The sequence below is a fragment of the Clostridium sp. genome (genome assembly GCF_018372875.1).
GTDB lineage: Bacteria > Bacillota > Clostridia > Clostridiales > Clostridiaceae > Clostridium.
Map to the genome: position 1 here is coordinate 1 of NZ_JAHAIF010000039.1, position 26280 is coordinate 26280.

General features: G+C 29.3%; 27 protein-coding genes and 1 riboswitch. Of the genes, 21 read left to right on the forward strand and 6 right to left on the reverse strand.

From position 1 onward, the window contains the following. Positions 1 to 96 precede the first annotated feature (96 nt). A complete protein-coding gene (locus tag KIB46_RS12000; RefSeq protein WP_291672154.1) occupies positions 97 to 966 on the reverse strand; it encodes a ComEC/Rec2 family competence protein in 870 nt (289 codons plus the stop codon). Between the two features lie 134 nt (positions 967 to 1100). Here KIB46_RS12000 and KIB46_RS12005 point away from each other — a divergent pair, with 134 nt between their 5' ends. Both KIB46_RS12005 and KIB46_RS12010 read left to right on the forward strand, forming a co-directional pair. Next, positions 1101 to 1811 (forward strand): lysophospholipid acyltransferase family protein, encoded by a 711-nt coding sequence (locus KIB46_RS12005; RefSeq protein ID WP_291672155.1) that lies wholly within the window; start codon positions 1101 to 1103, stop codon positions 1809 to 1811. Between the two features lie 151 nt (positions 1812 to 1962). Continuing rightward, positions 1963 to 3714 carry a phosphoenolpyruvate carboxykinase gene (locus KIB46_RS12010; RefSeq protein ID WP_156560967.1) on the forward strand — a complete coding sequence of 584 codons (1752 nt, stop codon included), beginning with the start codon at positions 1963 to 1965 and terminating at the stop codon, positions 3712 to 3714. 61 nt (positions 3715 to 3775) lie between these two features. On the opposite strand, the gene KIB46_RS12015 is transcribed toward KIB46_RS12010, so the two are convergent. The 3 genes from KIB46_RS12015 to KIB46_RS12025 form a co-directional block, all read right to left on the reverse strand. Beyond that, positions 3776 to 4366 carry a putative ABC transporter permease gene (locus KIB46_RS12015; RefSeq protein ID WP_156560968.1) on the reverse strand — a complete coding sequence of 197 codons (591 nt, stop codon included), beginning with the start codon at positions 4364 to 4366 and terminating at the stop codon, positions 3776 to 3778. 172 nt (positions 4367 to 4538) lie between these two features. Then, entirely contained in the window at positions 4539 to 4745 is a 207-nt protein-coding gene (locus tag KIB46_RS12020; protein WP_027098137.1) for a DUF378 domain-containing protein, read from the reverse strand. Positions 4746 to 4855: 110 nt separating this feature from the next. Continuing rightward, positions 4856 to 5323, reverse strand: coding sequence for an Lrp/AsnC ligand binding domain-containing protein (locus KIB46_RS12025; RefSeq protein WP_049179373.1), 468 nt, complete (start codon positions 5321 to 5323; stop codon positions 4856 to 4858). A 248-nt stretch (positions 5324 to 5571) separates the two neighbouring features. Here KIB46_RS12025 and KIB46_RS12030 point away from each other — a divergent pair, with 248 nt between their 5' ends. Continuing rightward, positions 5572 to 5904, forward strand: coding sequence for a hypothetical protein (locus KIB46_RS12030; RefSeq protein ID WP_156560969.1), 333 nt, complete (start codon positions 5572 to 5574; stop codon positions 5902 to 5904). An 81-nt stretch (positions 5905 to 5985) separates the two neighbouring features. Here KIB46_RS12030 and KIB46_RS12035 read toward each other — a convergent pair whose 3' ends face one another. Further along, entirely contained in the window at positions 5986 to 6978 is a 993-nt protein-coding gene (locus KIB46_RS12035) for a CehA/McbA family metallohydrolase (protein ID WP_156562389.1), read from the reverse strand. Between the two features lie 126 nt (positions 6979 to 7104). Here KIB46_RS12035 and KIB46_RS12040 point away from each other — a divergent pair, with 126 nt between their 5' ends. The 12 genes from KIB46_RS12040 (at position 7105) to KIB46_RS12095 (ending at position 18625) form a co-directional block, all read left to right on the forward strand. Next, on the forward strand, positions 7105 to 7938 hold the full coding sequence (locus tag KIB46_RS12040) for a S1-like domain-containing RNA-binding protein (protein ID WP_156562426.1): 834 nt from the start codon (positions 7105 to 7107) through the stop codon (positions 7936 to 7938). A 335-nt stretch (positions 7939 to 8273) separates the two neighbouring features. Further along, complete coding sequence (locus KIB46_RS12045; RefSeq protein ID WP_156562391.1) at positions 8274 to 8735, forward strand: fructose PTS transporter subunit IIA; 462 nt, start codon at positions 8274 to 8276, stop codon at positions 8733 to 8735. A 2-nt stretch (positions 8736 to 8737) separates the two neighbouring features. Further along, a complete protein-coding gene (locus KIB46_RS12050) occupies positions 8738 to 9046 on the forward strand; it encodes a fructose PTS transporter subunit IIB (RefSeq protein WP_049177376.1) in 309 nt (102 codons plus the stop codon). Between the two features lie 46 nt (positions 9047 to 9092). Beyond that, entirely contained in the window at positions 9093 to 10193 is a 1101-nt protein-coding gene (locus tag KIB46_RS12055) for a PTS fructose transporter subunit IIC (RefSeq protein WP_156562393.1), read from the forward strand. Positions 10194 to 10289: 96 nt separating this feature from the next. Continuing rightward, on the forward strand, positions 10290 to 12182 hold the full coding sequence (locus tag KIB46_RS12060; protein ID WP_291672169.1) for a BglG family transcription antiterminator: 1893 nt from the start codon (positions 10290 to 10292) through the stop codon (positions 12180 to 12182). A gap of 10 nt (positions 12183 to 12192) precedes the next feature. Continuing rightward, positions 12193 to 13854, forward strand: a complete 1662-nt coding sequence (gene treC, locus KIB46_RS12065; RefSeq protein WP_291672186.1) for an alpha,alpha-phosphotrehalase — start codon at positions 12193 to 12195, stop codon at positions 13852 to 13854. 49 nt (positions 13855 to 13903) lie between these two features. Further along, a riboswitch (Lysine riboswitch) is annotated at positions 13904 to 14067 on the forward strand. Positions 14068 to 14182: 115 nt separating this feature from the next. Next, positions 14183 to 15049, forward strand: coding sequence for a 4-hydroxy-tetrahydrodipicolinate synthase (gene dapA / locus KIB46_RS12070; RefSeq protein WP_291672170.1), 867 nt, complete (start codon positions 14183 to 14185; stop codon positions 15047 to 15049). A gap of 117 nt (positions 15050 to 15166) precedes the next feature. After that, positions 15167 to 15622: a methylated-DNA--[protein]-cysteine S-methyltransferase gene (locus KIB46_RS12075; protein ID WP_291672172.1), complete on the forward strand. Its 456-nt coding sequence runs from the start codon at positions 15167 to 15169 to the stop codon at positions 15620 to 15622. 58 nt (positions 15623 to 15680) lie between these two features. Next, positions 15681 to 16079 carry a VOC family protein gene (locus tag KIB46_RS12080; protein WP_156562402.1) on the forward strand — a complete coding sequence of 133 codons (399 nt, stop codon included), beginning with the start codon at positions 15681 to 15683 and terminating at the stop codon, positions 16077 to 16079. A gap of 211 nt (positions 16080 to 16290) precedes the next feature. Continuing rightward, entirely contained in the window at positions 16291 to 17751 is a 1461-nt protein-coding gene (locus KIB46_RS12085) for a sucrose-6-phosphate hydrolase (RefSeq protein WP_291672175.1), read from the forward strand. A gap of 99 nt (positions 17752 to 17850) precedes the next feature. Beyond that, on the forward strand, positions 17851 to 18156 hold the full coding sequence (locus KIB46_RS12090; protein WP_291672177.1) for a hypothetical protein: 306 nt from the start codon (positions 17851 to 17853) through the stop codon (positions 18154 to 18156). A gap of 250 nt (positions 18157 to 18406) precedes the next feature. Next, positions 18407 to 18625: an AAA family ATPase gene (locus KIB46_RS12095; protein WP_291672179.1), complete on the forward strand. Its 219-nt coding sequence runs from the start codon at positions 18407 to 18409 to the stop codon at positions 18623 to 18625. Between the two features lie 405 nt (positions 18626 to 19030). On the opposite strand, the gene KIB46_RS12100 is transcribed toward KIB46_RS12095, so the two are convergent. Continuing rightward, positions 19031 to 19585: an RNA-binding protein gene (locus KIB46_RS12100; protein ID WP_291672180.1), complete on the reverse strand. Its 555-nt coding sequence runs from the start codon at positions 19583 to 19585 to the stop codon at positions 19031 to 19033. Between the two features lie 283 nt (positions 19586 to 19868). Here KIB46_RS12100 and KIB46_RS12105 point away from each other — a divergent pair, with 283 nt between their 5' ends. The 6 genes from KIB46_RS12105 (at position 19869) to KIB46_RS12130 (ending at position 26164) form a co-directional block, all read left to right on the forward strand. Next, positions 19869 to 21032, forward strand: coding sequence for an iron-containing alcohol dehydrogenase (locus tag KIB46_RS12105; protein WP_156562326.1), 1164 nt, complete (start codon positions 19869 to 19871; stop codon positions 21030 to 21032). 131 nt (positions 21033 to 21163) lie between these two features. Beyond that, positions 21164 to 21697 carry a biotin transporter BioY gene (locus KIB46_RS12110; protein ID WP_156562328.1) on the forward strand — a complete coding sequence of 178 codons (534 nt, stop codon included), beginning with the start codon at positions 21164 to 21166 and terminating at the stop codon, positions 21695 to 21697. 422 nt (positions 21698 to 22119) lie between these two features. Further along, positions 22120 to 23568, forward strand: a complete 1449-nt coding sequence (locus tag KIB46_RS12115) for a PLP-dependent aminotransferase family protein (protein WP_291672188.1) — start codon at positions 22120 to 22122, stop codon at positions 23566 to 23568. A 23-nt stretch (positions 23569 to 23591) separates the two neighbouring features. Then, positions 23592 to 24794: a DHHA1 domain-containing protein gene (locus KIB46_RS12120; protein ID WP_156562331.1), complete on the forward strand. Its 1203-nt coding sequence runs from the start codon at positions 23592 to 23594 to the stop codon at positions 24792 to 24794. Between the two features lie 10 nt (positions 24795 to 24804). Further along, a complete protein-coding gene (locus KIB46_RS12125; RefSeq protein WP_156562333.1) occupies positions 24805 to 25110 on the forward strand; it encodes a hypothetical protein in 306 nt (101 codons plus the stop codon). A 103-nt stretch (positions 25111 to 25213) separates the two neighbouring features. After that, positions 25214 to 26164 (forward strand): polysaccharide deacetylase family protein, encoded by a 951-nt coding sequence (locus KIB46_RS12130; RefSeq protein ID WP_291672184.1) that lies wholly within the window; start codon positions 25214 to 25216, stop codon positions 26162 to 26164. The last annotated feature ends 116 nt before the right edge of the window (positions 26165 to 26280 follow it).

Genomic DNA, 26280 nt, shown 5'->3' on the forward strand with positions numbered 1-26280 from the left:
TGTGTTTAAGTACAAATAATATCTAAAGGTTATTCGTAAAATAGGAAAAAAGGAGCTGTCGCTAACGGATTTTATTCCGCTAATGCGACAGCTCCTTTATTTCTTCTTTACAATATTTGTACCATCTGAGGATAATACTATATCTCCATCTTTATCGTTTCTATATACGGTAAGTTTGTATTTCTTTATAAGGTCTAATGTTTCTTTATGAGGATGACCATATGTGTTATCTTCAGCAAGTTGAATAACTCCTATAGAAGGATTAACAGCTTTTAGGAAGGCTTCAGATGTTGATGTTGAAGAGCCATGATGGCCAAATTTTAATACATCAGCACTAACATCATATCCTTTTTTAAGTATTTCTTTTTCTACTTCTGCTTCAGCATCACCAGTAAATAAGAATGATGTTTTTCCAAACTCAATTTTCATCACTGGAGAGTAGTTATTAAAGTCTTGTTGGGAACCTTTCTTATATTCAGCTTTAATAGGTGAAAAAACAGATACTTTAGTTCCTTCCCCTAAATCAATAGAATTAGTTCCTTCTTTTATTACATTAATTTTTAAGTTTTTCTTTTTTAAAGCTTTAATCATATTTTCATAAGCTTTAGTTGTATGAGTAACTTTAGGTGAATAAAATGCACCAATCTCATATTTGTTAATTACATCATCAAGATTGCCAATATGGTCTTCATGAGGGTGAGTTGCAATTACATAATCAATTTTTTTTAGGTTTAATGAATCTAAGTAGTTAAGTAACATGTCTTTACTTTTTCCAGGGCCAGCATCTATAAGCATATTTTTATTATTTACTTGTATTAAAATGGAGTCTCCTTGACCTACGTTTATATAGTGTACGGTCATTTCTCCTGCAGTCTGTTTTATAGATTCATTTTGAGTTTCACAGCCTAATAAGAAAAGCGAAAAAAAGCTTAAAATAATAGCTATGATAGAAAGTTTTTTCTTCATATAAATAACCTCCTCCTTTGTATAATATACTTTAGTGTAACACCAAAAGTTATTATAATAAAGAAAAATGATTACATTGCATAATAAAAATTTTAAGGATATAATTATTTTAATCTAGGAGAGAAGGTGGAAAAATGAAATATATAAAGTATGTACGTTATGTTATTTATATGCTTATTATGAGACTAAAAGGAATTAAGAGGGCTTATATAGAAAAGTTCAAGGGGGAAGAGGAAGCTTGGAAATATGCTCAAGAAGTTTTTAGAAAATGGACTTATTTTACTATAAATATAATAGGAATGGAAATTGAAGTAGAAGGATATGATAATATTCCAGATAAAACATGTGTGTTTATGGGGAATCACCAAAGTATATTAGACATACCAGTTATGAGATATTCAACTCAAAGAACTTTAGATTTTGTGGCTAAGAAAGAATTAGCCAAAGCACCTCTTATTGGATATTGGATTACTCATGTAAAGAGCGTAACAATAGATAGGGATAATGTAAGAGAAGGAATGAAGGCAATCAATCAAGCTGTGAATAATATAAAAGATGGATATAATTTTACTATTTTTCCAGAGGGGACAAGAAGCAAAGATGGTAAAATACATGAGTTTAAAAGGGGGAGTATTAAAATAGCAACAAAATCTAAGGCGCCAATAGTTCCTGTTGCAATAAAAGGTACATCTGCTTGTTTTGAAGATAGTAAAGAATTTGTACCTGGAAAAGTTAAAGTTATTTTTGGGGAAGCTATAGAAACTGAAAATATTTCTAAGGAAGTAGAAAAAGAATTAATGTTAAAAGTAGAAGAAAGTGTGCGTAATTTATATGCAAAAATATAAAAAAAGTTCGTGTTAAACAATTACATTCACAAGAAATGCAAATTTGAATATTTCAAAATTGCATTTCTTGTGTTATAATCATATCAATACTGGCTTATAAAGTAAAAAATGCAATTTCATAAATATAAAAAATTCATTAGGGGGCATAGGAATGAGAAAAGAATTTTCAATGAGCAATGATAAAGTAATAATCAACTTTACAGCAAAGTACTGTAAAACCTTTGAGATGTTACTTGAAAGTGAAGGGTTTAGAAGAGTAATTGATGTATATCTAAAGAAATCAGAGAAGAAAAATACTCTTGCCTTTAGATACGTAAAGAAGACATTAGGCACAGATGATATAGCAGAGTTAAGAAAAGATATAATTAAAGTTTTTAAGTGCTTAACAGTAATGAGTGCAAGAGAAATAAGTGAAAGTAATCCTAAGTACGTAGAGCTTTTAGCAGATAAGGATGAATTTGTAGCTTTAGTAGAAGACCTATACCTTTTCTGGAGAAGATTAGAAAGATATACATTAATTCATACAGGTTCAATAGAACATGGACTAGCAGCAGTTAGTTTTACAGAGGCAAATGCAGAGTTTTCTAAGCTAGTGCTAAAGTTATATAGAAAAGTAGAGAAGAATGTTATAGGAGAAGAACCACAAGTATTTAGACAAATTCCAGCTGGTGGTAACTCTTGTATTAAGATTGGTATGATGATGTGGCCAATACCTAGAGGGTATGAAGCTATAGAATATGTCCCTTTTATTGATTCAATACTTTTAGAAACACCATTTATTACTTATCCAAAGAGATCTACAAGAGATGGAATGTTTACTGAAGTATTTGAAAATCCACTACAAGATGCAAATATTAATAGTGACCATTGGTTCTGTTATCCAGCAAAAATTGGAGAGTCTCTAGCGTATGTATATTTCCATAGAGATTACATGGAACATGGAATAACTCTATGTAACTTATTTGAAATGGCTAGAAAAGAAGAGTGTAGAGGTAGAAAGCCTGATATAGTTTATGTATTTGGGGCAACTGATGATAATGAAGAGTTAAAGACAGTATTCTATGAAGACAAGAAGAATGATATAATGCTTGGATATGTTAATCACTCAGATAAGATAGATTACTTTGGATATATGAAAAAGATGTGTTTAACATTGCACAACTTAAGAATGATAAGAAAAGGATATTTACCAATCCATGGGGCAATGGTTAATATTCAACTTAAGGATGGTAACACAGCAAATGTTGTTATAATGGGAGACAGTGGTGCTGGTAAGTCAGAAAGTATAGAAGCATTTAGATCATTAAGTGAAGATTATATTTCTAATATGACTATATTATTTGACGATATGGGTACATTTAAGCTTGAAGATAATAAGATTGTTGGTTATGGTACAGAAATAGGTGCTTTTGTAAGGCTTGATGATTTAGATCAAGGATATGCATTTAAAGAAATGGATAGAAGTATATTCATGAATCCAGATAAGACTAATGCTAGATTAGTAATGCCAATAACTCCATATAAGGAAGTTGTTAAAGGATACAACGTAGACTTCTTCTTCTATGCAAATAATTATACAAAGGTTGAAGAGGGAGAACATTCATTAGAATACTTTAAGACTCCAGAGGATGCAATTAAAGTATTTAGAGCAGGAGCAAGAATGGCTAAGGGAACTACAACAGAAACAGGTTTAGTAGAATCATTCTTTGCAAATCCATTTGGTCCAGCACAAAAAGTTGAAGAAACTGATGCTTTAATTAAGGAATACTTTGAAGCTATGTTTAACATTGGTGTAAAAGTAGGACAAATAAAAACATGCCTTGGAGTAAGAGGCCTAGAAAAGAACGGACCAAGAAACGCTGCCATAGAATTGTTTGAAGAAATAAAAGAGTTTGAAAGATAGTATAAAAGAGCCGGTGCTAAATAATTAGCACCGGCTCTTTTAGGTAAATAAATTTAGTAAATTATTTTTTAAATCTATTAAATAATAATAGTGTTCCAAGTTGTATGTTTAAATCAAATTTTTTAGGGGTTACAAGTTTTGAAATTGTATGTGAAACATCAAATATAAGTAAAATAAATAGTAAATAAAATAATGCAGTACTAAGAAGTGGAGTAATAGATGTTACATTATATTTTACTAGTGGATGAATTATCTTTACTACACCTACAGAGGTTATACCCCACATAATAGAAAAGTATAAGCATATTCTACCGTGTATATTAAATGGATCATCAGTGTAATCCCAGTACTTTGTCTTAAATAACTTTTCTAATATGTATCCAGTTAGGTATTCTATAGTGGAGATAACAATGGTAGCTACTATTAATAATAATGGAAGAGTGACATTTATGTTATCTAATACAATTACCATGGAAGAAATACATATTCCGTAAATAGGACAAAGAGGACCATGCAAAAAGCCTCTATTAACGAACTTTTTTTGATTTTTATATGCGTATAAAACTTCAACACACCAACCTAAGAAAGAGTAAATAATAAAATAAAAAAATAAATTATAAAAATTATATGATATCAAATTTTGAATATTCATATTATCCTCCTTTCTTTTAAATAAATTATATAATAACAATATTAATAGAATATTAAATATAAGCTTAAAATTATCTTAAACATTAAAAAAGTGACTTCGTCACGCTTTAGTGAAGAAGTCACTTTTTTTAACCATACCACAGTTTTCTAAACTTTGTGTTGTATTAGGAAGACTACTCTACACTCTTATATTGACTCTTTGCAAAGAAAGAGATTGCATATAATCCTGCAATACCAACTAGACCGTATATTATTCTACTAAATGCGGTCATTTCTCCAAATAGAGCTGCGACTAAATCAAATTCAAAGAAACCAATAAGTCCCCAGTTTACAGCTCCTATTATTACTAATGTTAGAGCTATTGTATCTAATATTTTCATAAAAACACACTCCTTTTATGGTTTACGATATATAGTTTAACCATAAAAAAAGGTTTTATTCTAAGAGTTAATTTAACAAAAAAACTCGCTTGTTAGCGAGTTTTTCTATATTAAAGAGTTATATTTCTATCAATTGGTTGAGAAAGAGATATAAATGTATCAGTTCTTTGAATACCATCAATATTATTTATTTTTTCTAGCAAAGTATTTTGTAAATCTGCTATATTTTTTGAAATGACTTTTGCAAACATTGAATAGTCACCTGTTGTTAAATGCAATTCTACAACTTCGTTTATCTTCTTCATTTCTTCAAAAACGTAAGGGAAAGAAGAAGTCTTATCTACATATATACCAACAAAGCAACATACATCATATCCTAGTTTTGCAAGGTCTAGTAGAATTCTTGAACCTTTGATAATTCCCATGTCCTCCATCTTTTTCATTCTGACATGTATAGTTCCTCCACTAACATGACATATTCTTGCGATTTCTAGGTATGGTGTTCTACAATCTTTTATAAGTAACTCTAATATTTGAAGATCTAATTCGTCTAATTGGAGATTGGGATTTAATGCCATATTGCCACCTCATTTTAATTCATATATTATTAATTTCTATTTTATCAAAAATTACATAATTTTTAAAGGAAAAATTATAGAAATGCAAAAAATGACAATTAAAATTAAAACTTTATCAAGATATTATCAAAAAATAAATATTTTAGCAATGTGATATAAGAATTATTATATATAATAATTCTACTTGAAAAACTGTTCATTTTACTCTAATATTATTAGTATAGTTAAAGTTAAGGAGGATGTGACGGATGGTAAATTTTTTAATATCAGCATTATATTTGGTAATCATGTTTGCTGTACTATTAGGAATTATAATGCTATGTAAGAAATGGGTATTTACAAAGATTAGAATAAATAAATTTATACCACTTGCTGTAGCAATTATAGGTTTTATTATACAGTTATTTGTTAAACCAGAAGGAATGGCAATACAAATGGTAGTTATGGTTATAACAGTTATTTCTTTTTTCTGGTTTATGGATATTCAGCAAACTGGAGGTCCAAAGAAGTCTAACGAAAAGAAAATAGTAATAAAGCCTAAGGCTAAACCAAATAGATTAAAAAATCAAAAAAATGGTTAAAATATAAAATCCCTAAAATTAGGGATTTTTTGTTTTTCAGAAATTATAAAATAAAACAAAATAAACATTCACTAAACTTGTTTATTTTTCAATAAAGATTGGGGAGCTTATGGAAAGTCTATTGTCTTGCTGCCAAATTCTAATTAAATACCAACTCTCACCTTCAATATGTTTATGATCATACAAATATTTTATAGAATTAAGATTAATATTTTCAATTTTTTTAACTATAGTACTTTTATTTGTAATTATTTCAATAGATTTTATTTTGTTATTTTTATCTTCAGCAAATATCATAAATCGTAATGTGTCATCCTTAAGGATAATTTCAGTTCCCATCATAGAATCGTTTATAGTGAAATACATTTGGAGAGTTCTTGATTCTGTAGAAAAAGTTCTTCTTTCTCTAAATGCATCTATAAGTTCATCTTTTTTTAGTTCATAAGCTAATATTCCTGTAAGATTATCACTATCACCAAAATTAAGTCTATGATTATCCTGACTATTTATAGCACCAAGTTTCCAACCTTTATCAAGAAGAGAATAGTAATATTTATCGTGACGAATATATTTATTAGGATAAGATCCATTTCCAACCTCTATAGATGTTATCATTTTATTTAAAACTTCATTATAAACTAAGGAAGTAATGTTTCTATGTGGATGATTAATAGTGACAATAGCTTCAGGGTTATTTAACATCCATAGAATTAGTAAATTTATATCCTTAATTATCCCTTTAAAGTATGTGTTAGAATTAATTATATTAAAATCACCATATAGAGAAGTTTTTGTTTCAAAACCAACCATTGGTAAGAATGAATCATTTTTTTTTGCAAATCTTTCTGCCATTGCATTTGTTACATTCCATTTTGATATTTCTTTATTATTCCAATATAAATCTTTGCCTAAGTAGGAATTGTGATCAGTTATTATCATAAAATCTATTTCGGTGTTTTTACCGTATTCATAGGCATCATTAGGGGTGCCACGACCAGTAGAAAAAGCCGTATGGCAATGTGGAATTCCATAAAAGCATTTCAATATTTTATTCTTTTTTTTACTTTTTCCCAAACCCGTTCCCTCTTAAAAAATGTTTACTATAATATATATAGTGCTTAAAGGTATGAAATGATGACAATAATCAATAGTAATGATAAAATAAGTAGAATACAAAAGGAAAAGGTAGGAGATTTATCTATGATTTATATTGGAGAAGATAATAGGTTAAAAGTAGATAGAAAAGTTGAATTTGGTTTTTATTTAACTGATGGTAACGGAAATGATATTCTATTACCAAATAATTTAATATTAAATGAACAAATAGAAGTAGGAGAAGAAGTAGAAGTATTTGTATATAGAGATTCTAAGGATAGGCCAATTGCAACTATGAAAAAGCCATTGATAAAGGTGGGAGATGTTGCCTATTTAGAAATAGTTGGTCAAAGTTCATTTGGAGCTTTTGCAAATATGGGATTAGATAGAGATATATTTATACCAATTAAAGAACAAAAGTTTAAGTTGGTAACAGGTAAGAAGTACTTGTTATATGCATATCTAGATAAAACTAATAGATTAGCAGCAACTACATATGTTGATCCTTATATAGAAAAAGGTGAAGGATTTAAAGTTGGTGATGAAGTAGAAGTTATAGCCTACGGAAAAGGTGGAGAAAAGACAATAAGGGTAGCTATTGATGGTAAATATGAAGCTATAATTTTAGGAAATGAACATTTTACAGATATATATCCAGGGGATAAGTTTAAAGGTAGAATTAAAAGAATATATGAAGATGGTATAATTGGTATAACTAATAGAAAGAAGAGACTTGATGAAAGAGAAATTCTAAAGGAATCTATAGTAAGCTATTTACTTGAAAATGATGGATATATGCCTTTTAATGATAAGAGCGCTCCTGAATTAATAAAAGAAACTTTCCATACATCTAAGAACTATTTTAAGATGGCACTTGGTGGCTTAATGAAAGAAGGAAGAATAGAGCAAAATAGTGAAGGAACAAAATTAATTAAATAGATTTAGTTATTAGAGAAATCTTAATTAGGTTTCTCTTTTTTGCTGCCTGGGAAAGTATAAAATTTCAATTAGCTATAAATCAAAGGTATTATTACATTTTCATATTAAAAAATATAAAATAAAGAACAGTAATTTAATAATTCTTTAGTACGCTACACCTTTTTTGTTTTAATTATGTCATGGTGACATGAATAATTTAAAAATGTAAATTTGTCACTGTGAAGGGGACAAATATAAAAGTAAAATTTGTCATAGCAGAATGAAAAAAGAAGTAATGAAAGGTTAAGTGAAAATGTATACAATTAAACCATAGAAAGTAACGAGGGAGTGAAAATATGGTAGATGTTTTAGATATTAATAGAATTAGAGTTGGAGTAAAAGTTGAAACAAAAGAAGAAGTTTTAAAGCTCGTTTCGGAAATTGCTTTTAAAAATGAAATAGTAAAGTCAAAAGAAGAATATTTTGATGGACTTCTTGCAAGAGAAGAGGAGTGTACAACAGGTTTTGGAAAGGGATTTGCAATTCCTCATTGTAAAAGTAGTACTGTAAATAAAGCATCAGTAATAGTTTTAAAGTTAGACAATGAAGTGGAATGGGAGTCAATGGATGATAAACCAGTCAATTTTGTTTTAGCTTTAGCAGTACCAGATACGGAAGCAGGTACAACTCACCTTAAGATATTATCCAAGATAGCTAGATTTTTAATGGATGATGAATTTACTATGAAACTTGGATCTTCCAAAAGTGAAGATGAAATATATAAATATTTAATTGAAAAATTAGAAGGAGGAAATTAGTTATGTCAAAGAAAATAGTAGGAATTTGTGCTTGTCCTGTAGGAATTGCACATACTTATATGGCAGCAGATGCAATTGAAGCAGCAGCTAAAAAGTTAGGGTATAAGAGTAAGGTTGAGACTCAAGGGTCAACAGGAATTGAGGAAAAATTATCAGCAAAGGATTTAGAAGAAGCTGATTTAGTCATAATAGCAACAGCTGTTAAACTTCAAGAAGAAGATAGACTTAATGGATTTGAAGACAAAACTGTAAGGGTAACTTTAAAGGATGCTATTACTAAGTCAAAGGAAATTATTGAAGAAAATATTTAAATTATATACAACTAAAGAAAATAAAAAATTGATTTGAGGTGTAATCATGAGTAAAAGTACTTTAAAAGAAAAGTGGGGAGTAATGCAAAGCCACTTAATGACAGGAATTTCTTACATGATTCCAGTAGTTGTTGGTGCTGGTATGTTAATGGGTATTGGAGGAATTGCAGGTCAAATACTAAATGTAGAAATATGGAGTGCTGAGGCTTTAAATAGTTCTGATGCATTAGTTTCAACATTTGCATGGATAACACAAGTAGCAGGTAAAGGTTTAATGAACCTTATGTATCCAATATTTGCAGCTTTCTTAGCTTATGCAATTGGAGATAAGTTAGCTCTTGCCCCTGGTTTCTTAGGTGGTGTTCTAGCTTCTGAAATGGGATCAGGATTTGTAGGTTCAATTCTTATAGGTTTAGTTGCAGGGTACTTTGTTAAGTTTGCTAATGAAAATATTAAGATTAAGAGAAAATATGTTGGTATTAAAACAATGTTCATTATACCAGTATTAGGTGTTATTATTGTTAGTTTAGCAAGTAAATTTATCGTAGGACCAATAGGTGTTGGATTTATTAATGGTATTACAGCTATTATTAATGCAGTAGGACAAGCTGGTGGAGCAGCTCTTTCAGCTCTATTAGGTGGTGCAATGGCATTTGACCTTGGTGGTCCAGTTAATAAAACTGCTATGACAATTGGTATGCAATTAACTTCAGATACAGGATTTACATACACTCCAGTATTACTAGGTATTTTAATTCCACCAATAGGAATAGGATTAGCTACAATTATTGATAAATTATTAGTTGGTAGAAAAGTATTTGATGATGGACTAGGTGGTTCAGGTCTTCCAAGTATGATTTTAGGTGTTGTTGGTATATCAGAAGGAGCAATTCCATTTATGATATCAGATCCACTAGGACAAATACCAATAAACGTTATAGGAGCTTCAATAGGTGCAAGTATTTCATTTGCTATGGGTTCATTTGCTCATATAGGTGTTCCAGCATCTATTTGGGGATGGCCTCTAATTGAGAGACCAGCAGGATTCTTCTTAGGGCTTTTAGCAGGTGTTATATTCGTAGCAGTAGCTTCAGTATTTAGAAGATTATCTATAGTAAAAAAAGAAGAAAAGGCTCAAGTTAAATAATATATAAACTATAGAATAATAGAGATAGGTAAAACTATCTCTATTATGTTATTATAGTAGCTGGCTAATTTTTAACATGTAAAGGAGAGTGCAACGATGATTAGCGATAGGATGAGTAAAATAATAAAAGAATTAAATAACAGTAAGAAATCTTATATAAATAGTATTGAACTTGCAGACATGTTAGGAGTTAGTAGTAGAACTGTAAAGAGGGATTTAAAAGAGATAAGTGAAATCCTTAAGAATAATGGAGCTGAAGTTGAAGCTACTAATCAAGGATATAGGTTAATAATTAATGAGGATGAGCTATTTTCCCAATTTATCAATGAAAATATTTCATCATCAGCAGAGGTAAGCGGAAAAAAATCTGATAAGGTTAATGGAATATTAGAATTATTACTTTCAAACATATATATTAATCAGGATAAAATTGCCGATGAATTATATATAAGTAGGTCTTCTATAAATAAGGTAATGATGGATGTGAAAAATGTCCTTTCAGAATATAAGATAACTATACAAAATAAACCTCACTATGGATATATACTTGAGGGAAATGAGATAGATATTAGAAATTGTATGGTTAAGTTCTTAACTCAGAGGAAGGACGATAATTCTATACTTATATCAAATAGATTAGTAGGTTTTAAGGAAGAAGATTATTATAATCTATTAGAAGAGATTAAGAATATTTTTAAGGATCTTAAAATAACAAAGAACGACATTGAAATTAACTATATAACTAGGTATATAGTTATAAGCATTTTTAGGGTTAAGTATAATTGTGAGATAGTACTTGATGATAATATAAATATTTCATTAGATAATAGCGTTATATCAGCCTCAAAGACAATAGCTAAGAAAATAAAGGAAAGATTTAAAGTTGAATTTACTTTTGAGGATATACTATATATTTCATACATTATAGGAAATAATCATATTGAAATAAAGGAACTTGATGATAGTGGCATATCTGTTGAGCAAATGGTTATTCATGCAATAGATAAAATAAAAAATGAATATGATATAGATTTCTTTAGAGATGGAACCTTATTAAAGGGATTAATAAATCATTTATATACCTCATATTCTAGATATTGTTTAAATGTAACTTTAGATAATCCACTTATTAATCTTATTAAGTCAAAGTATATAGAAGCATATAATTATTCAATATTATTTAGTAAAGTGTTTAAGGAAGAGTATGGTATTAGTATGACAGAAGAGGATATAGGATATATAGCTCTTCATTTTGCAGCATCTTTAGAGAGATCTATTATGAATAATAGTCTGAAGGCAATTATTGTTTGTAGTAGTGGTGTAGGAACGGCAGAACTTTTAAAAACAAGAATTACAAAGAAGTTTCAAAATATAGCTATTAAGGGGGTATATCCTGCTTATATACTAGATTCACTTGAATTATCAGATATAGATTTAATAATATCTACTGTAAACCTAGAGGGAGTAAGTTTAGAGAAGGAAGTTATAAATGTATCTCCATTACTTACAGATGAAGATGAAGAAAAGATAAATGAACATATAAAAAAGCAAAGAGACTATGACTATCTTCAAAATCTAATGTCAAATGATTTGTTTTTTACAAATATAGAGGCAAGCTCTAAGGAAGAAGTAATAGAGATTATGACTAAAATCATGATTGAAAGAGATATTATTACGGAAGAAACCAAGGAGCATATATTAAAGAGAGAAGAAATGTCTTCTACTGAAATAACTAATCTTGTTGCAATACCTCATTGTATAGCCAAAGAAAATAAAAATTCAGTTTTAGCTATTGGAATATTAAAAAGACCAATTGTGTGGGATAAGTCTCAGGTACAAATAGTATTTTTGGGAGTTTTAGACCCCAAGGTAAAGCAAAACAGAAAGGTATTTTCAATGTTGTACAAACTTACGAAAAAGGTTGATAAGATTAAAGAATTAGTTAATATAGATGAACTTTCTTACTTTAAGAAAAAATTATTTAAATAGAAAAGGTGTAATTATGAATTTTAAAGATAAAGTTGTATATCAAATATATCCTAAATCATTTAAAGATACTAATGGGAATGGAGTAGGAGATTTAAGAGGTGTAATAGAAAAGCTTGATTATATAAAGGAGTTAGGAGCTGATTACATTTGGCTTACACCATTTTATTGCTCTCCTCAGAAAGATAATGGTTATGATATTTCTGATTATTATAATATAGATCCTATGTATGGAACTATGGATGACTTTGAGGAACTATCAAGAGAGTGTAAGAAAAGAGGAATAGATTTAATGCTTGATATGGTATTTAATCATACATCCACTGAACATGAGTGGTTTAAGAGAGCATTAAATGGAGAAAAGAAGTATAAGGATTATTATATATTTAAAAAAGGAAAGGCTAATGGTGAGCCACCTACAAACTGGGAATCTAAGTTTGGTGGTAATGCGTGGGAATATGTAGAGGACCTTGGAGAATACTACCTACATTTATTTGATGTAACTCAGGCAGATTTAAATTGGGATAATCCAGAGTTAAGAGAAGAAATTTATAAGGTGGTAAATTTTTGGATAGATAAAGGGGTAAGAGGTTTTAGATTAGATGTTATAAATCTTATATCTAAGGAATCAACATTTGAGGATGACAACATAGGGGATGGAAGAAGATTCTATACAGATGGTCCTAATATACATAAATATTTGAAAGAATTAAATGAAAATACATTTGGAAGATATGAAAATATAATTACTGTAGGAGAAATGTCATCCACAACTATTGAAAATTGTTTAAAATATTCAAATCCAAATGAGAAAGAACTGTCTATGGTTTTTAATTTTCATCATTTAAAAGTAGACTATGTTAATGGAAGCAAGTGGAATATAAAAGATTTTGACTTTATGGAGTTAAAGGAATTATTCAATAAATGGCAAGCTGAAATGATAAAGGGAGATGGATGCACTGCTGTATTTTGGTGTAATCATGACCAGCAAAGAATAAATTCTAGATTCTGTGATGTTAAGAATTATCATAGAGAATCTTCAACAATGTTAGCTAATGCTATTCATTTAATGAGTGGTGTTCCATACATATATCAAGGTGAAGAAATAGGAATGACAAATCCTGAGTTTACTTCAATATCTCAGTATGTTGATGTAGAGTCAATAAACTTCTTTAATATGAAAAAGGAAGAAGGAGTAGATGAAGAGGTTATTTTAGATATATTAAGAAAAAGATCTAGAGATAATTCTAGAACTCCTATGCAGTGGGATGAAAGTGAAAAATCAGGATTTACAGAAGGCAAACCATGGATAAGCCTATCACCTAACTATAAGGATATCAATGTTAAGAAAGCATTAAGTGATAATAAATCAATATATTATTATTATAAAAAACTTATAGAAATAAGAAAAAATGAAGCTGTTATTAGAGATGGTGATTATAAATTATTATTAAAGGATAATGATAAGGTTTATGCATATGAAAGAAGCTTAAACAATGAAAAAGTAATTTCCGTTAATAATTTCTATGGAGAAGAATGTACTATAAACTTAGTAGATGAAATTAAGCATAATAATAATTTTGAAATTTTAATTTCAAATTATGACTTTAATCATAATGATTTAAGTAATATTAAGCTAAGACCATATGAAGCTTTTGCTATAAAATTAAAGTAGTGTTGACAAAATATAGTATTAGAGTTATTATTTAAGAAATTGAATAAGTAATAGAGGTAGAGGCGCTGGTTATTAAGAGTAATCTATAGGAGTGGGCACACTATGATAATAGATGAAAGGAATACTAGCCGAAGAAGATAGAAGCAAAACTATTTTCTGGGTATACAAATAATATTTGTATAACTGTCACGTAAGTGGAGGGCTACACAGATTTAAATATCTATATGTATAATCTATTAGTATAAATACTCTACCCATCATTTTTTTATGATGGGTATTATTTTTTTAATAGATTTGCCCTTACCTTAATAAATAGGGGGTAAGAAATATGAAAGTAAAAGGACTTTGGGTACCAGTTGTGACACCATTTGAAAATGATGAATTAGATATGGTATCTTATGAAAAGTTGGTAAATCACTATATTAATGAAGGAGTACATGGCTTAATGCCATTAGGTACAACTGGTGAAACACCAACCCTTTCAGAAAAGGAATATGAAGAGATAGTATCTAAAACAATGGAAGTGGTAAATGGGAGAGTTCCAGTAATAATTGGACTAGGTGGAAATTGTACAAAAGGTGTAATTGATAAATTGAAAGTGGCTGAAAAGCATAAAGTACAAGGAATACTATCTGTAAGTCCATATTATAATAGGCCAGATCAAAGAGGAATATATGAGCACTTCAAAAAAATATCTGAAAGTACAGATTTAGATATTGTATTATATAATATTCCATATAGGACTGGTAGAAACATGGAAAATGAAACTATTCTAAGATTATCAGAAGAGAAAAATATAGTTGGTGTAAAAGATGCATCTGGAGATTTTAATAAAACAATAGAGATTTTGTTAAATAAACCAGATGAATTTAGCGTATTATCAGGAGAAGATAATTTATTTTATAGTTCATTATTATTAGGTGGTGATGGTGGGGTAACAGCATCAGCACATTTAAAAACTAAAGAGTTTATAAAAGTGTATGATTATATACAAAATAATGATGCGAAAGAAGCTTTAGAAATATGGAAGGAGATATCTCCTATGATTCCTTTACTATTTAAAGAGCCTAATCCAACACCTATAAAATATATGCTAAAGAAAATGGGATTAATTAATTATGATGAAGTTAGACTACCATTGGTACCAATATCACAAGAATTAAAAAATGAATTAGATAATAATATTGGTTTATAAGAAAGAAAGGTATTTTGTCCTAGTGGATGAAATACCTTTTGTTTCATGGTGAGTTTATGAGAATTATTAAAGTGTTATACTATTAGTAAAGATAACTAATGAGAGAGGTATTTATTTATGAAATATGGATATTATAAATCTCCAATTGGAATAATTGAAATAATTGAGGAAGATGGATATATTATATCTACAGATTTTGTGGAAACTATGAAAAGTGAGGATGAAAGTGAGGAAATTTCAAGATGTAAGATACAGCTTGGAGAGTATTTTCAGGGGGAAAGAAAGTACTTTGATATAAAGATAAAGTATTCTGTAGGAACTGAATTTCAAAGGAAAGTTTGGGATAAGCTAAAAGAGATTAGTTATGGAGAAACAGTTTCATATAAGCATATAGCTAAAGAAATAGGGAATGAAAAGGCATCAAGAGCAGTTGGTGGAGCTAATAATAAAAACCCACTAGGAATTATAGTTCCTTGTCATAGAGTGATAGGATCAAATAGTAAGTTAGTTGGATATGCTAGTGGATTAGATAAAAAGCAATATTTATTAGAATTAGAAAGTAAATATAAATAGTATTTTTTAATGGGGTTATACTTATAATATAGAGATTATGTTTGTAAGGAGAATTTGCATGATTGAGAGAATTGAAGAGATAACCTTATATGTAAAAGATCAGGATGTATCAAAAGAATTTTGGACAAAGAAGATAGGTTTTATAGTAAAGGAGGAGCATCCATTGGGGCCTAATATGAAATGGGTTGAGGTAGGTCCTGCAAATGATGAGTCTACAAATATAGTACTGTATGATATTAATGAGATGTCTATAAAGAATAAGATTATAGATGTTAGTCATCCTTCCTTATTATTTAAGGCAGTAAAAATAGAAGAAACATATAAAAAGTTTAAAGAAAGAGGAATTAAGGTAGGTGAATTTTTAGAATTGCCAACTGGAAGAATGTTTACCTTTAAGGATCCTGATGGAAATAGTTATATAGTTAGAGAAGATAATAAAGGAGTTATGCTTCACTAGCAAGGCTTAAAAGGAGAAATCTATTTGATTTCTCTTTTTTGTATATAGGCAGAGAAGTTGTAGATAACTTCAGTATTTTAGTAATATATAAATTTATTTATATTAATATATAAAGGTGGTATAATAGGTGATTGGTTAAGGGGATGATTATGAAAGTAGGTTGTTAAAAGAACAAATATAATAACTGCTAAAACATTAAGTGAGGTTTAGAATGAAAGGACTAGAAGATATAACTTTAAACGTAGCAAAATTCTATAAAAGAAGACGAAGAAACAATTGGAGATTAAATTATCACTTAGAAGCACCATTTGGTCTTGTAAATGATCCTAATGGATTAGCCCAATACAAGGGGAAATATTATATATTCTTTCAATGGAATCCCTTTGGATGTGAACATAAATTTAAACATTGGGGACTATTTACCACAGAGGATTTTATTAATTATTCATACCCTAAAGCAGTATTAGCTCCTAATAATAGGTATGATAAAAATGGAGTGTATTCAGGTAGTGGGTATGCTATGGAAGATAGGATAGAGCTTTTATATACAGGGAATGTTAAAAATAAGTACGGAAAAAGAGAGGCTTATCAATGTAGAGCAATATGTGATGAGTATGGTAATGTAGAGAAAAAAGGTATAGTTGTAGGTAAAATACCTAAGGGATATACATCACATTTTAGAGATCCTAAGATATTTGAGAGAAATGGTAAATATTATTTTGTTATTGGTGCTCAGACAAAAGATTTAAAAGGTAGGGCACTTTTATACAGCTCAGAGAATTTTGAAAAGTGGAATTATGAAGGTGAAATAAAGACTTCATATGATGACTTTGGATACATATGGGAGTGTCCAGTCTTGCTTAATATAGAAGGAAAGGATGTCTTAATATTCTCACCTCAAGGTTTAGAAAGAGAAGAATTTAGATATCAAAATATATATCAAGCAGGATATATAGTTGGTGAGTTGAATTTTGAAACATTAGAATTTAAGCATGGAGAGTTTAAGGAGTTAGACTTTGGTACTGATTTTTATGCTCCCCAAAGTTTTAAAGATAAAAAAGGTAGAGAAATAATGTTTGGATGGATGGGATTACCTGAAGAGGAGCAATATCATCCAACAGGAAATAAAGGATGGGTACATTGCTTAACTATGCCAAGAGAGCTAAAACTTATAGGTGGTAAGCTGATTCAAACCTCTTTAATAGAAATGAAGGAACTAAGAAAAGATAAGATAGAAACTTTAGAAAAGGTAGAAATAGTATCTTGGAAAAGTGATGATATTAGGGAAAATTCTTATGAGCTTGTTTTAGATGTGGAAAAATATGAGTCACCTATATTTGAAATAAGGCTAGCCATTGGAGAAATAGAATATACATCGTTAAAAATAGATTTTACTAATAATTATGGAATATTTGATAACAGTGCAATGGCAAAAGGATTAAAAAGTGTGAGAAAGTTTAAACTAAATAATAGTAAGGATAAAATTAAGATTCATATGTTTATTGATAAATCTGCTGTGGAGATATTCTTAGATGATGGAGAAACTGTTGTTTCAAGTAGAATTTATCCTAAGGAAGGTAGCACTGGACTAGAAATAATATCTTATGAAGGAAAGCTTAAAATTAATAAATTAGATATCTGGAGTTTAGGTAGGTTTAAATTTAATGAGTAAAGTATTATGGACAATATAAATTTGAATAATATTAGCAAGGGTGATATAATTCATTTTAGTTCTGCAACAAGATTTTAGAAGATTTAGAGGGTAGATGAAATGGCAAAGAAAACTACAAGTAATAATAATGATTTCCTTTTCCAAGTAAAGAAGAATACTTCTCATAAAATTTATCCATTACTTGTTGATTTGGTTAATGAAGGAAGACAAGATTTAGCAGAGATAATTACCAAAATAGATTATCTTTTAGAATATACAAGTACATGTATAAAACAGAAGGATTTTAGAGAAGCAAAGGAAGCTATTAAAAAAGTTGAAGATAGAATGAAAATTCTAAATGATAATAATGTTGATACAGATTATCTAGATTATTTATATGAAGGCATAAAGAAAAAGATAAAATAAAGATGAACTACTCATTTATGGATAGTTTATTTTTATTTGTTTTTTAAAAAATATGGTATTGTATTATTGAAAAGGATAAAGGGAAATATTTATGAGTAAAGTGAACCAAATAATAAATAATATGGAAAAAGTTATGGTTGGAAAGAGGAAGGTAATAGAGAGAATAGTAATTGCTTTACTTACAAATGGACATGTTCCTATATAAGATGTTTCTGGAATAGGGAAGAAACAATCTAGTCTTTTAGAAGTAATGGAAGAAAGGCAAGTTACAATAGATGGAATTACAAGAAAGGTACCAGAACCACTTATGGTTCTAGCTACACAAAATCCTATTGAAAGTAAAGGAACCAATAAATTACCTGAAGAAGTTAGGGTAAGCGATAATATAAAGGATTTAATTATTAATATAGTTACTTCAACAAGAAATAATTCTAAAATAACTTTAGGAACTAGTCCAAGAGGAAGTTAGTGTTGATGTATTATCTCATAGAATAATTTTATCTTCTGGTGCAAGAGTAAAGGGGCAAAATTCGTCAGATATAGTTTTAGAGTGTGTAAATAATGCAATAAAAAATACTAGCAAGGTATTAAATGGGTAATTGGATTTCATATATAATAATTTTAATCAAATTTAAATTTGGAATATCACTTATGCAGATGGGCGAAAAAAAATCGACGGCTCCACAGTCGTCTTGGTGATTTTTTTATTTTATGAAGAATTATTATGAATATAAGTATGCATTTAAAGAGGTGTCTAAGAAAGATTTAGAAGAAGCATATAGAGTTAATAAGGAAATTTATAATTATATAAAAAGATAAGGAAAACAGGAGGTGATTTCCACCTCCTGTTTTCTTTCCTCATTATCATGAAAAATTAACGCCTATGTCTATGACGACTATGTCTGTTAATATCAGAATCACCATTATTCATAGGATTATTCATGCCGTTCATTCCACCTTGATTTCCCATGAACATATCCATTAAAGGATTACTCATACCATTATTCATCCCGTTCATGTTGTTCATACCATTCATACCGTTCATATTAGGGGATTGTCCTTGTTGAGACATCATATTGTTGAGCATATCCATTAGTGGGTTATTATTATTCATATTTCCACCATTGTTTCCCATAGGATTATTCATATTATTCATGGGATTTCCATTACCTCTGTTCATGTTTTGCATCATACTCATGAGAGGATTCATATTGTTGTTATTATTTCTTCCGCCATTCATACCGCCCATTAACATACTTAGAAGTGGATTTCCGCCACCCATCATAGGGTTATTACCCCCCATCATAGGATTACCTCCACCTCTATTGCCCATAAGCATACTCATTAGTGGATTTCCTCCCATCATTCCACCACTAGGGCCCATTCCACCCATCATGTTACCAAATAACATGTTTAATAAAGGATTCATATTTTCACCTCAATACAGTTATTACTGTTTCTATATACTATTTAAAAACTAGGGGTTTTGATACACAAAGAATGATTTTGTTACTTTAAATATATATTATTAAATAGGTATAATATATATAAGTTGTGGTGAACATTTATTTTTCTTGTTCCGCGGATAAGCTCCAAGTGGCACCAAAACAAATAGCCACAACACTCGTACTAAAGGTAAGGAAATTATAGATTCAATTAAATTGTAATAATATCTTTCATTTATAAATAATTTTTAGGAGGCCATAAAAGATATGGAAAACTTTCATTATTCAATACCAACAGAAGTTTATTTTGGAAAGGGTGAAATTAAAAATTTAGGAAGAGAATTAAGTAAGTACGGAAAAAAAGTGCTTATGGTTTACGGGGGAGGAAGTATTAAGAAAATAGGATTATATGATGATGTTAAAAGAATTTGCAGTGAAAATAAAATAGAGTGTTTTGAATTGTCAGGGGTAGAGCCTAATCCAAGAATTACAAGTGTTAGAGAAGGAATTAAAATTTGTAGAGAAAATAACATAGATATGGTTTTAGCTGTTGGAGGAGGAAGTACAATAGATTGTACCAAAGTTATTGCAGCAGGAGTAAAATATGATGGTGATCCATGGGATATTGTTATGGATCCAAGTAAGATAGGGGAAGTATTACCTATATTAAGTATTCTTACATTGTCAGCAACAGGTTCAGAAATGGATGCCTTTGCGGTAATTTCAGATATCCAAAGTAATAATAAAATAGGACTTGGACATGAAAAAATGAAGCCAAGAGTATCAATACTTGATCCAGAATACACATACTCTGTTCCAAAGAACCAAACAGCAGCAGGTACGGCAGATATAATGAGTCACATATTTGAGGTGTATTTTAATACAACTGAAGGTACATTCATGCAAGATAGATTATGTGAAGGATTATTAAAGACTTGTATTAAGTATGGAAAAATAGCAATTGAGGATCCTAAAAACTATGAGGCTAGAGCGAACCTTATGTGGACATCAAGCTGGGCTATAAATGGGTTGTTAACATATGGTAGAGGTGGGGAATGGAGTGTTCATCCTATGGAACATGAATTAAGTGCTTTCTATGATATAACTCATGGAGTTGGTTTAGCTATACTTACGCCACATTGGATGGGATACGTGCTTAATGATAAAACATTAGATAAGTTTGTTGATTATGGCGTTAATGTTTGGGGAATAAATCCAAGTCTTGATAAAAACGATATTGCTCATATGGCAATAGAAAAAACAAGAGATTTCTTTAAGGAATTAGGAATACCATCATCTCTAGGTGAGTTGGGAATTGGTGAAGAAAAACTAGAAATAATGGCTAAACAGGCAGTTAGGTTTAATCTAGATAAAGGATATGTGCCTTTAGATTGGGAAGATGTTTATTATATTTATAAAAGAGCCTTATAGTTTTGTGGGAGAAATTGCATTGCAGTTTCTCCTTAATTATAATTAAATTGTAAACTAACAAAATAAAATAAGTTGACAATGCTGTATTCCAATATTATACTTAACAAGAAAAAGTTTTAGGGGGCATTAAAATGAGGTTGTCTATTAGAGAAATGATAATGGTTGGAGTTGGTGCAGCATTAATGGCTGTATTTTCTCAATTATCAATACCATTACCATCAGTACCATTAACGTTACAGGTTTTTGGGGTTGTAATTATATCTATTATATTAGGAAAGAAGTTGGGGACCTTGTCCATTATTGTGTTTATGTTGTTAGGTGCTATAGGGTTACCTGTGTTTGCTGGTTTTACTGGTGGATTAAACATAATAGCTGGAGCTACAGGAGGGTATATAATAGGATTTGTATTTATGGCTTTTATTATTGGATATTTTATAGAAAAAGATAAAAAGCCTTTAGCATTTATAGGTGCATACCTTGGGTTAGCTGTGGATTATATATTTGGAATGATTCAGCTTAAGTTGTTAATGGGACTCACTTTAGAAGGGGTGTTAGTAGCAGGATTATATCCATTTATAATTAAGGATTTAGTTTTAGCAGCTTTAGGAGTAATGGTAGCATTATCTATAAGAAATAGAGTTGTTAGAGTGATAAGGGTAAAATAAAAGGCATACATTAGATAATGCATGCCCCATATAAGTAATTTTAACCCGGCTACTTCTTCGTTATGGAAAAACTACTATCTTGGCCGGTATTGCATAAAAGTTATGTTGATTACCTTCTAAATGAGTAGTCAAATTTAAAACTTTTAAATTACTTACATTACTATAATTCCACAAAGAAATATTTTTATTCTAAAAGGAAGAGTGCTTTTGAAAAAATTATTTTATAAAAGTACTCTTTTTTTTATCTTTCCTTAAATTAAGTATGCAGGGAATAGATATTTATTTTTCTGTGACTTAGAGCTTCACAGGGAAGGAGAAAAATAAATATCCATCTCACCCTTTTTAAGTGAATTATTTGTAAAGTAGATGAAAGAGTTGCTATAATGAATTTGTTGGTTAGAATGGAGAAAGAGGTGATATTAGTGATTTTTTCTACACTTAAAATTAATGATAGTGATCCAATATATATTCAATTAGAAAGACATATCATAGATGGAATAAAAAAAGGTGATTTAAAAAAGGATAGTAAATTACCATCAACAAGAGAAGTAAGCAATTATCTAAAAATAAGTAGAAATTCAGTAATATCTGCATATGAAAATCTAGAAAGCGAAGGGTATATTCTAACTAAGAGAGGAAGGGGAACCTTTATAGCTGTTGAAGGAGAAAAGCAGGTATATGAGTATAATGTTGAATGGGATAACATAGTTAATAAATATGGGAAGGTATTAAGAGAAAAGGATATTATTAAAAGTGAGCCTAAATTTAGAAGAGGAATGATATCATTTAAGTCTATTGCACCAGAAAGTGAACTATTTAACTTGGAAGATTTTAAAAGGGCCTTAATGGATTCTTGGACTTATGAAGAGGTTCATTTATTAAATTATGGGTATGCAAAAGGGTATCAACCTTTAATTGATTATTTGTTTGAATATATGGGAGAAAAGGGCGTTAGTAAAGAAAATAAAGATATATTAATAACAAATGGTTTTACAGAAGGGTTTGATATTATACTTGCATCATTAACTTCTCCTGGAGATGTTATTTTATGCGAGGAACCAACTAATAATACAGCCCTTAAAGTTGTGGAGGCTTATGGCTTGAAAGCTGTTGGAGTTCCAATGGATAAGAATGGAATGGTAATAGAGGATTTAAAGAAGACATTACAGTTATATAGACCTAAATTAGCATATTTAATTCCTTCATATAATAACCCAACAGGAATAGTAATGAACTCTGAAAGAAGGAAAGAAATATATAAGATTTTTAGAGAACATTCTATTCCCATAATAGAAAATGGGTTTAACGAGGAATTATTGTATTCAAGTTCTCCTTTAGAGCCTTTAGCAGCTTTAAGTGGAAGTGGAAATGGTGTAGTTTATATAGGAAGTTTATCAAAGGTTTTATTTCCTGGGTTAAGAATTGGTTGGATAATGGGAGATAAGAAGCTCATTGATATATTAGAAAGCGTAAAAAGAGGAAGAACTATACATTCGTCGTTTCTAGATCAAAGTGCCTTTTACTACTATTTAAAAAGTGGAGCTTTTACTAGATATATAAAGAATATTAGAAAATATTATAGGAATAAATACAATTTAATAATGGAGATGGTTAATAAACATATTCCATATGAATATGTTACAGGAGAAGGTGGCTTATATATATTTATTAAGCTTAAAAACAATATTAGCTCTAGAGAGTTACTGAATCTTTGTTATGAAGATGGAGTGTTATTTATGCCAGGAGATTTATTCTATAATAATTCTAAAGGGGAGTCTTCTTTAAGGTTAGGTTTTGGAAGAGTAAGTGATGAGGATATAAGAATTGGAATAGAAATAATAGGTAAGAATATAGAGAGATTAATGAAGTAGAAAGGATTATTAAGGTGAGTTAGGTGACTGAAAAGTTATATTATAAAGATGGATATTTAAAGGACTTTACGGCAAATATAATAGAATATAAAAAAGAGGATAATACGCATTCTGTGGTTTTAGATAGAACTGCATTTTTCCCAGGTGGGGGAGGGCAATGGTGCGACTTAGGATACATTGATGAAGTGAGAGTTTTAAATGTAATAGAAGATAAAAATAAGATTTATCATATTTTAGAGAGTGAGCCTAAAAGGACAGAAAATATAAAGTGTACCATTGATTGGAGTAGAAGATTTGATGGAATGCAACAACATTTAGGACAACATTTATTATCAGGATGCTTTTATACATTATTTAATGCAAATACATGTGGAATACATATTGGCAATGAAATAAGTACTGTGGATATTGTAGGAACAATAGAAGAAGAAAAAATAAGAGAAGCTGAAAAGATGGCCAATAGAGTTATTTGTGAAAATCATAAAGTTGAATTTTTAATGACTAATAGAAAAGAAGCCAAAAAGATGGGCCTTAGAAGAGATTTAGCTACTAAAGATGATGAGATTAGAATAGTTAAAATTAATGATATTGATATAAATGCATGTTGTGGAATTCATCCTAATAATACTTTAGACCTTCAATTAATTAAGATAAAAGGATTAGAAAAGCATAAAGGAAATACAAGAATAACATATCTTACAGGTAGTAGGGCTATAAATGATTACTTACATAGAGATTTTGTTTTAGATAATATATGTTTAAGTTTAAGCTCTGGAACAGATGATGTAGTTAATAGTTTAAGTAAACTTGTAGATAACTACAATTCATTAAAAGGTGATTATAGCAAAGTAAGGGCAAAGTTAGGGGAGTACGAGATAAAAGAATTAGTTTCTAATGGGGAATATATAAAAAATGTTGTTTTGATAAATAATATTTTTGATAATGAAGAAATGAAAAATCTTAATAAATTAGCAACTGCTATATGTGAAAATGAAAATAGAATAGTTTTATTTGGAACAAGGGATAAAGAAAAGTGTAATCTTTTATTTGCATGTTCAAAGAATATGAAGGGATTAAATATGGGATCACTTCTAAAGGATTCTATAACTCTTGTAGATGGTAAAGGTGGAGGAAGTCCTTTATTAGCACAAGGTGGAGGAAAAAATGTTTTAAATTTAGAATGTGCTATAGATTATGCTATTAGAAGATTAAAAGAAAATATTTAAGGTGATACATATGGATATTATGAAAATATTAAACAATGATTTAGAAGGTATGAGTGAAGAGGAGAAACAGTATGTTAATGTCTTTTCAGAAAAATTAAAAGATAAAATTATAGAGGATTTAGTAGAGGTAGAGGAGAATAGAATAATAAGTCTAATTAAAGAAAATAAAGAGGGATATAAGGATTTAATTTATTCTATATATGCAGAGGGGATTATAGGTTATAGATCAATGAATATACAATTGCTAATTAACATATATATTGATAAGTGTGGTGATGAAAAATTAATTACTACAATTAATGATATAATTTTGTAGTTTTTTGTAGTGTATATTTTAATAAATAGTAATTAATTTGTAACTACTATTCATACCCTTAAGATTTATAATGATGGTGAAAGAAGTGGTGGAGGTAGTAAAAATGGACAAGTATAGAAGAACTAGATTAAGTAAAAAAAGAAATTCCCAAAAAAAGAAAGTAGTATTAATATTATGTTTTACATTAGTATTATTAATGATACCTACTTTTATATATATTGATTATAGATTAAAGGGTGAAAATCAGATGGTTTCAGCACAACCAGAGCAAGAAGAGGAGAAGGTTGAAAAAGAGCCTGAAAAACCAAAACTAGATAATAGTGGGTACTTAACTTTGGAAGAAGATGAAAATGCAGATAGTGCTAAAATGGTTTCAGAAAATACTAATGGTTTATTAACAGGAACTAAAACTTACCCAGTTAGAACAGATGGCAAAAAAGTTGCATATTTAACTTTTGATGATGGTCCATCAACAACTAATACACCAGAAGTATTAAAAGTGTTGGACAAGTATAATGTAAAAGGAACCTTCTTCGTGTTAGGAACTTCTCTTAAGGATAACACACAAGCACAAGAGATATTAAAAACAATAGCAGGAAGTGGACATGCTATAGCAAATCACACATATAGTCATGATTACAAATATTTATATCCTAATAGAGTAATGAATGTTGAAAATATTACTAATGATATAGAAAAAAATAATGCTTTACTTAAAGAGATATTAGGTAAAGATTTTGATACTAAAACAATTAGATTCCCAGGTGGTTACTGGTCTTGGAAGGGCAGAGAACCAATGAAAGCTAAAATGATTGAAAAAGGTTATTGTAATATTGATTGGAATGCTTTAAATGGTGATGCAGAAGGAAAGAAAAAGGATGCTACAGGATTATTTGAAAAATTAAAGAGTAGCGTAGAGGAATTAGGGCCTAATGCAGATAGTGTTGTAATATTAATGCATGATACTTATGGCAAAGAAGAGACAGTAAAAGCATTACCACAAATTATTGAATATTTACAAGGTAAGGGATTTGAATTTAGAACAATGAAATAAATATAATTAAAATTAGGAAAGGGGCTGTCGCACTAAATAATTAGTGCGTAGCTCTTTTTTTGTAAAAAAAATAAATCCCAAACTCTACGAGTTTAGGATTTATGATAAAATATTCT

Bases quoted from the DNA above. Each gene is read 5' to 3' on its own strand.
- KIB46_RS12000 (WP_291672154.1), bottom strand. From the start codon at position 966: ATGAAGAAAAAACTTTCTATCATAGCTATTATTTTAAGCTTTTTTTCG.
- KIB46_RS12005 (WP_291672155.1), top strand. From the start codon at position 1,101: ATGAAATATATAAAGTATGTACGTTATGTTATTTATATGCTTATTATG.
- KIB46_RS12010 (WP_156560967.1), top strand. From the start codon at position 1,963: ATGAGAAAAGAATTTTCAATGAGCAATGATAAAGTAATAATCAACTTT.
- KIB46_RS12015 (WP_156560968.1), bottom strand. From the start codon at position 4,366: ATGAATATTCAAAATTTGATATCATATAATTTTTATAATTTATTTTTT.
- KIB46_RS12020 (WP_027098137.1), bottom strand. From the start codon at position 4,745: ATGAAAATATTAGATACAATAGCTCTAACATTAGTAATAATAGGAGCT.
- KIB46_RS12025 (WP_049179373.1), bottom strand. From the start codon at position 5,323: ATGGCATTAAATCCCAATCTCCAATTAGACGAATTAGATCTTCAAATA.
- KIB46_RS12030 (WP_156560969.1), top strand. From the start codon at position 5,572: ATGGTAAATTTTTTAATATCAGCATTATATTTGGTAATCATGTTTGCT.
- KIB46_RS12040 (WP_156562426.1), top strand. From the start codon at position 7,105: ATGATTTATATTGGAGAAGATAATAGGTTAAAAGTAGATAGAAAAGTT.
- KIB46_RS12045 (WP_156562391.1), top strand. From the start codon at position 8,274: ATGGTAGATGTTTTAGATATTAATAGAATTAGAGTTGGAGTAAAAGTT.
- KIB46_RS12050 (WP_049177376.1), top strand. From the start codon at position 8,738: ATGTCAAAGAAAATAGTAGGAATTTGTGCTTGTCCTGTAGGAATTGCA.
- KIB46_RS12055 (WP_156562393.1), top strand. From the start codon at position 9,093: ATGAGTAAAAGTACTTTAAAAGAAAAGTGGGGAGTAATGCAAAGCCAC.
- KIB46_RS12060 (WP_291672169.1), top strand. From the start codon at position 10,290: ATGATTAGCGATAGGATGAGTAAAATAATAAAAGAATTAAATAACAGT.
- dapA (WP_291672170.1), top strand. From the start codon at position 14,183: ATGAAAGTAAAAGGACTTTGGGTACCAGTTGTGACACCATTTGAAAAT.
- KIB46_RS12075 (WP_291672172.1), top strand. From the start codon at position 15,167: ATGAAATATGGATATTATAAATCTCCAATTGGAATAATTGAAATAATT.
- KIB46_RS12080 (WP_156562402.1), top strand. From the start codon at position 15,681: ATGATTGAGAGAATTGAAGAGATAACCTTATATGTAAAAGATCAGGAT.
- KIB46_RS12085 (WP_291672175.1), top strand. From the start codon at position 16,291: ATGAAAGGACTAGAAGATATAACTTTAAACGTAGCAAAATTCTATAAA.
- KIB46_RS12090 (WP_291672177.1), top strand. From the start codon at position 17,851: ATGGCAAAGAAAACTACAAGTAATAATAATGATTTCCTTTTCCAAGTA.
- KIB46_RS12095 (WP_291672179.1), top strand. From the start codon at position 18,407: ATGGAAGAAAGGCAAGTTACAATAGATGGAATTACAAGAAAGGTACCA.
- KIB46_RS12100 (WP_291672180.1), bottom strand. From the start codon at position 19,585: ATGAATCCTTTATTAAACATGTTATTTGGTAACATGATGGGTGGAATG.
- KIB46_RS12105 (WP_156562326.1), top strand. From the start codon at position 19,869: ATGGAAAACTTTCATTATTCAATACCAACAGAAGTTTATTTTGGAAAG.
- KIB46_RS12110 (WP_156562328.1), top strand. From the start codon at position 21,164: ATGAGGTTGTCTATTAGAGAAATGATAATGGTTGGAGTTGGTGCAGCA.
- KIB46_RS12125 (WP_156562333.1), top strand. From the start codon at position 24,805: ATGGATATTATGAAAATATTAAACAATGATTTAGAAGGTATGAGTGAA.
- KIB46_RS12130 (WP_291672184.1), top strand. From the start codon at position 25,214: ATGGACAAGTATAGAAGAACTAGATTAAGTAAAAAAAGAAATTCCCAA.